Here is a 5,301-nt window from a genome sequence, read left to right on the forward strand (position 1 = left end):
CGACGCCGACCTCCTGGACGCCGCCGACCTCCTGCCCGGCGAGAAGGTCGACATCGTCGACATCGACAACGGCAACCGCCTGTCCACCTACGTCATCGAAGGCCCCCGCGGCACCGGCGTCATCGGCATCAACGGCGCCGCAGCCCGCCTCATCAGCCCCGGCGACCTCGTCATCATCATCGCCTACGCCTCCGTCACCGACGCCGAGGCCAAGGCGCTGCGTCCGCGCGTCCTGTTCGTGGACGCCGGCAACCGGATCGTCCACCAGGGCAGCGACCCGGCCGACGTCCCGGCCGACAGCGGCCTCCTGCGCGGCGACCTGGTCGCGGCGTCCTGAATGCGAACACCCCTGAAGGTCAACTCCCCCGGGATTAGGGGCGGTTAGGGGTGCAGCCGGCGGCCCCGCCACTCGTACGGTCAAGCCCGAGGGGCCACCCGAGGCGGGAACCTTCCTCCTCACACAGACAACCTGGAGTACCCGTGGCAACCATCGCACCGGCCCAGCCGGGCAACGTCAGCAGCAACCAGACCCCGATCTACGTGCTCTTCGACGCCGAGACCGTCGACGGCGCCGCCGCGCTCACCCGCGACCACCTCGTCCGCCTCGCCGCCGGCACGGTCGGCGCCGTCCGCATCAAGGGCTTCGGCAGCCCGCAGGAGTGCGCGAGCGTCCTGCACGGCCTCGACACCTGCCCGATGGGCTCGTACGACGAGGAGATCGTCGTCCCCCGGATCCCCAAGCTCGGCCCCGCCGCCTACGACCACTACGACGCTCACGGCCTCGGCGAGGCCTACTGGCGCGACGCCGAGCAGTCCGAGCACCACCGCTCCACCCTGCTCGACGGCGCCGACCCGCTCGACCTCGCGGTGGAGCGGATCCGGCGGGCCTGGAGCGGCCCGATGGCCCCGGCGCGCTCCGGCGGCCGGCGGATGTTCGCGGGCATGATCCGCGAGACCACCGGCGGCATGAAGATGCACTGGGACGAGATCGCCCGCGAGCTGCCCGGCGCGCTGGACGAGCCGGTGATCGCCCAGCTCGGCTTCAACTGGTACCTGTCCATGCCCGAGGGCGGCGGCGCCACGAAGATCTTCCGCCGCCGCTGGCTGCCCGGGGACGAGCAGTGGCGCGACGGCTACGGCTACGCCGAGGAGATCGCCCGGCACGAGCCCAGCGTCCTGGTGCGCCCCGAGGCCGGCGACGCCGTGCTCTTCGACCCCCGCAACTTCCACGCGGTGCGCGGCAACGAGGGCCCGGGACGCCGGGTCGCGATCTCGTTCTTCATGGGCGTGACGGCCGGCGGATCGCTCGTCTACTGGTCCTGACCGGGCCCCAACTCGCTTATCCAGGAAGGACACCCACACCATGCCAGTGAGCCAGGAGCAGATCGCCCGCTACCACGAGGACGGCTTCCTCGTACTCGACGCCGCCCTCGACGCCGCGGAGGTCGCGAGCCTGCGCGAGGCCTTCGAGCGCGACTGCGAGGTCCCCGGCCCGCAGCTCGTCCCCGAGGAGGGCAGCGACCGCGTCCGCGCCGTCTACGCCTCCCACCACCGCCAGGCCGAGTACGCCGGCCTGATCCGCGACCCCCGCGTCCTCGGCACGGCCCGCCGACTGCTCTCCGACGACCTCTACATCTACCAGTTCAAGATCAACGCCAAGCCCCCGCTCGGCGGCGAGAAGTGGTCCTGGCACCAGGACTTCGCGGCCTGGCGGATCGCCGACAACCTGCCCGCCCCGCTCCAGGTCAACGTCGCCGTCTTCCTCGACGACGTCGACGAGTTCAACGGCCCCGTCATCTTCCTGCCCGGCTCGCACCGCTCCGGCCTCGTCCAGCAGGGCCGCAAGGCCGTCGCCAAGTCCGAGCAGCACCTCGACCCCGAGGACATCGCGCTCACCAACGACCAGCTCACCGAGCTCGTCACCCGGCGCGGCATGGTCAGCCCCAAGGGCCCGGCCGGCTCGGTGGTCTTCTTCTCCCCCGAGATCGTCCACGGCTCCGGCCCCAACATGTCGCCGTTCGCCCGCCGGCTGCTCATCATGACCTACAACGACTGCGCCAACCTGCCCAGCTGGAGCGGCGAGCCGCGCCCCGACCACCTGGTCTGCCGCGACACCGAGCCGCTGCGCGTCCTCGACACCACCTTCCTCGACGCCCTCCAGGGGGCGGCGGCATGATCGCCCGCGCCGTAGTCCTCGAAGAGTTCGGCCGGCCGCTGCGGTTGCGGGAGTTCGACCTGCCCGCCGCGCCGGAGGGCGGCCTGATCGTCGCGTGCAGCCACGGCGGCGTCTGCGGCACCGACCTCCACCTCCAGCAGGGCCACCTGGCCATCCCCACCCCGATCGTCCTCGGCCACGAGGGCCTCGGCACCGTCCACTCGCTCGGCGCCGGCACCGAGGACGCCCGCGACGCCGCCGGGCGCCCGCTCGCCGTCGGCGACACCGTCATGTGGGCCTCGTCCATCGCCTGCGGCACCTGCGTGCCCTGCCGGCTCCACCGCGAGCCCACCCTCTGCGAGAACCGCCGCACCTACGGCGTCAACCGCCCGCTCGACGGCGGCGAACCGCTCTCCGGCTCCTGGGCCGACCACATCGTCCTGGAGCGCGGCACCACCGTCGTCAAGCTCGCCGACGGCACCGACCCGCTCGCCGCGATGTCCCTCGCCTGCGCGGGCCCCACCGTCGTCCACGCCCTGTACGAGCGCCGCCCGGTGCGCGTCGGGGAGACCGTCATCGTCCAGGGCAGCGGACCGGTCGGCCTCGCCGCCGCGGCCCTCGCCCAGCTCGCCGGGGCCGCCCGGGTCGTCGTCCTCGGCGGACCGGCGGCCCGGCTGGAAGCGGCGGCCAAGGCCGGCATCGGCGACGTCCACATCGACGTCACCGGGCCCGGCGGAGTCGAGGCCGCCCTCGAGCAGGCGCGGGCGGCGGTCGGCGGCGGCGCCGACCTCGTCATCGAGTGCGCCGGTGTGCCGGCCGCCGTCGCCCAGGGCCTCACCCTGGCCCGGCGGGGCGGCTCCTACCTCGTCATCGGCCAGTACACGGACGCCGGCGACACGCTGCTCAACCCGCACCAGATCGTCCACCGGCAGCTGGACGTCGTCGGCTCGTGGGCGTTCACCGGCGCCCACCTCGTCGAGTACGTCAACCTGCTGCCGGCCCTGGCCGCCCGGTTCGACCTCGCCTCCCTGGTCACGCCCTACCCGCTGGCCGACCACGGGCCGGCGCTGGCCTCGGTCGCCGACGGCAGCACGCTCAAGGCCGTCCTGACCGCCTGACCCGCCTCCCGGCCTGCGGCGCTCACCTCTCCCGCACACCCTCTCCCGCGCGACGACCCCGCCCCCCGCTCCGCCCCACCGGCGCGGCGCGGCGGGGGCGTTGCGCACAACGTCCTTGGTGATGCGTGACGTTGAGACACGGCCGCCCCGATTCGGCTGCGCACGTCGGTTTGGGGCTCGCGGGCCGTCACCCGGCCCGCCGGCGCGGCCCCGTCACCACCCACCCTGCTTGCCCCACCCGTTTGACCGGCAACACTCGCCTGGCCTGCCACTCCACGTCCACCCCGCAGCGCCACGCCCGCCCGCCCCGCCTGACCTGCCACACCCGCCTGACCTGCCTGACCTGCCTGACCTGCCACGAGGGGAATCGAGTTCATATGCGTACGGACGAGGGGACGACCCGGGACCGACTGGCGGCCGACGAACCCGTGGCCATCATCGGCATGTCCTGCCGACTGCCCGGTGCGGACTCCCCCGACGCCTTCTGGCGGCTGCTCGCCGACGGCCGTTCCGCGATCACCCAGGACGCCCGGACGGGCCGCTGGCGGGGTGCCGTCGAGGGCACGGACGCGTTCGACGCCGCGTTCTTCGGCATCCCCGCGCGCGAGGCCGCCGCGATGGACCCGCAGCAGCGGCTGGCCCTGGAGCTGGCGTGGTCCGCCCTGGAGGACGCCGGGGTCGTGCCCGCGCGGCTTCGCGGGAGCAGTGTGGGCGTCTTCGCCGGTGTGATCGCCGACGACTACGCGACCCTCGTCCGCAAGGCCGGTCCGGCCGCCGCCTCCGGTTTCACCGTCACCGGCCTCAACCGCGGCATCATCGCGAACCGCGTCTCGTACCTGCTGGGCCTGCGCGGTCCGAGCCTCACCGTCGACTCCGCCCAGTCGTCGTCCCTCGTCGCCGTCCAGCTCGCCTGCGAGAGCCTGCGCCGCGGCGAGAGCTCGCTCGCGCTGGCGTTCGGCGTGAGCCTGATCCTCGCGGACGAGAGCAGCCGCGGCATGGAGCAGATGGGCGCGATCTCCCCGGACGGCCGCTGCTTCGTCCTGGACGCCCGAGCGAACGGGTACGTCCGGGGCGAGGGCGGCGCCACGGTCGTGCTCAAGCCGTTGAGTGCCGCCCTGGCCGACGGCGACCGGATCCACGCCGTGATCCGCGGCGGCGCCGTCAACAACGACGGCGGCGGCGCGAGCCTCACCTCGCCGAGCGCCGCCGCGCAGGAGGAGCTGCTGCGCGCCGCGCTGCGCAACGCGGGCGTCGCCCCGCACGAGCTCGGCTACGTCGAGCTGCACGGCACCGGCACCCCGGTGGGCGACCCGGTCGAGGCGGCGGCGCTGGGCGCGGTCGTCGGGGCGGGCCGGGCGGCGGAGCGTGCACTTCCGGTCGGTTCGGCGAAGACCAACGTCGGCCACCTGGAGGGTGCTTCGGGCATCGTCGGCCTGGTCAAGACCGCCCTGTGCCTCACGCACGGGCAGCTCCCGGCGACGCTCGACCACGACACGCCGAACCCGGCGATCCCGCTCGACGAGCTGCGGCTGCGCGTGCAGACGGACCTGCGGGAGTGGACGTCCCCGGACGGCGCTCCGCTGCTGGCCGGCGTCTCGTCCTTCGGCATGGGCGGCACCAACGCGCACGTGGTGCTGGAGCAGGCCCCGCCCCTCGAGGCCACCGAAGCCGCCGACGCCGAGGGCCCCGCCGTCCTCGCCCTGTCGGCCCGGACGCCCGCCGCCCTGCGGCGCCAGGGCGAGCAACTGCTCCGGCACCTGGATCTGCACCCCGGGCTGCGAACGTCCGAGGTGAGCCGCGCGCTCGCCACCACGCGGACGGTCTTCGAGCACCGAGCGGTCGTGGTCGGCTCGGGGCGGGAGGAACTGCTGTCCGGTCTGCGGGCGTTGGCGGCGGGGGAGCCCGCGAACTCCGTCGTGACGGGCTCCGCCGAGAGCGACGACGCCGACGTGGTGTTCGTCTTCCCCGGCCAGGGCACGCAGTGGGCCGGCATGGGACGCGAACTCCTCACCACCTCACCGGTGTTCC

Annotated in this window: 5 protein-coding genes; all 5 read left to right on the top strand. The window is 74.1% G+C overall.

The genetic code is table 11. The features are described from left to right. A partial coding sequence (panD, locus tag PUR71_RS03750) for an aspartate 1-decarboxylase (protein WP_329924863.1) occupies positions 1-337 on the top strand: 337 nt, incomplete at its 5' end. A 143-nt stretch (positions 338-480) separates the two neighbouring features. Beyond that, positions 481-1,323, top strand: coding sequence for a putative 2OG-Fe(II) oxygenase (locus PUR71_RS03755; protein WP_329924864.1), 843 nt, complete (start codon positions 481-483; stop codon positions 1,321-1,323). A gap of 40 nt (positions 1,324-1,363) precedes the next feature. Then, positions 1,364-2,176, top strand: a complete 813-nt coding sequence (locus PUR71_RS03760; protein ID WP_329924865.1) for a phytanoyl-CoA dioxygenase family protein — start codon at positions 1,364-1,366, stop codon at positions 2,174-2,176. Next, positions 2,173-3,273 carry a zinc-binding dehydrogenase gene (locus PUR71_RS03765; RefSeq protein ID WP_329924866.1) on the top strand — a complete coding sequence of 367 codons (1,101 nt, stop codon included), beginning with the start codon at positions 2,173-2,175 and terminating at the stop codon, positions 3,271-3,273. Before PUR71_RS03760 ends, PUR71_RS03765 begins: the two co-directional genes overlap by 4 nt. A gap of 242 nt (positions 3,274-3,515) precedes the next feature. Continuing rightward, the coding region (locus PUR71_RS03770) for a type I polyketide synthase (protein WP_329924867.1) at positions 3,516-5,301 on the top strand (1,786 nt) is incomplete at its 3' end.

Origin of the sequence: Streptomyces sp. SP17BM10, assembly GCF_036322405.1 — a bacterium.
Taxonomy (GTDB): Bacteria; Actinomycetota; Actinomycetes; order Streptomycetales; family Streptomycetaceae; genus Kitasatospora.

Excerpts from the sequence above, each read along its gene's own strand:
- PUR71_RS03765 (WP_329924866.1), top strand. The coding sequence starts at position 2,173 with ATGATCGCCCGCGCCGTAGTCCTCGAAGAGTTCGGCCGGCCGCTGCGG.
- PUR71_RS03760 (WP_329924865.1), top strand. The coding sequence starts at position 1,364 with ATGCCAGTGAGCCAGGAGCAGATCGCCCGCTACCACGAGGACGGCTTC.